Consider the following 924-nt stretch of genomic DNA (forward strand, 5'->3'; position numbering starts at 1 on the left):
GGCACTAAACCAATGCCAGTGAGGGTAAAGGCAAGCCAAGCGTCGGTGTCGTTGGCTTCATCATCGTCGGTCAGTAACATGACATTGGCGATGATATCTCGTAAATCCATGACTTGGTCGATAATCGGTATCATGGAAATCAAGGTACCTACCACGATTTGTGACGTGGAGGGGTTTTGATTAAAGTCGCCTTGCAGTGTGCCCCATAACCAGTCACCTGCTTGGGTTGCAATGCCATTGGCTTCTATTAGTGGTGCGGTATTGCCGCTGCGTACCATTTCAGCGGCTCGCGCTGGGGTGATTTGTCCATACAGTGGGTTTTTAGGGCGTTTATCTTCTGGCAGGTAATCGCGTTTATCCTCACCATATTGCACAGTGTATTGACCGGGCGGTGCATTCTCAATTTTTGCTTTACCACTGTCGTCTAAGTTACCAGTCAGCTCAGTGCCGTTTGCAAATCGAATGGTATAAGGTGCGCCCATGATTGGACTGCCATCTTGATAGGTATAAGACAACTCAATGGTGCTGCTCATCATGGTGGCAATGCCATCGGCGGCAAGTGAGAGTCGAGCATTCTCAGAAAGCGCTTGAATTTGCGGTACACTCGGCATAGTGGCGCTTTGTTTACCACCAATATCTTGCTCCATGCTGCCGTCAAACACGGTCATGGCTTTGCCTTTTAACGTCAGTAACTTGTCTGCAAAGAGGTTGACGTTACCACTTGAGTCAATACTGATTTCACTGCCGCCATTGGCAAGGGTGAGGTTGCCAGAGCCATTGCCTTTTACTGTGATATTGCCTTGGCTTTGAATGATTTGACTTCCCGCTGGGGCGGTGATGGTAAGGTTGTTGTCTGCCTTGAGGTTGATATCACTTTGGATAACACTGCGATGGCTGCGGCCCGCCTTAAGAGTGATATTTTGT

General features: G+C 48.7%; 1 pseudogene. It reads right to left on the bottom strand.

Annotated features, from left to right (window positions below):
* A pseudogene (locus CEX98_RS14300) lies at nt 1-924 on the bottom strand (contractile injection system protein, VgrG/Pvc8 family); the annotation flags it as partial.

This window comes from Pseudoalteromonas piscicida, assembly GCF_002744175.1.
In the GTDB taxonomy this organism is placed as follows: Bacteria; Pseudomonadota; Gammaproteobacteria; order Enterobacterales; family Alteromonadaceae; genus Pseudoalteromonas; species Pseudoalteromonas piscicida_B.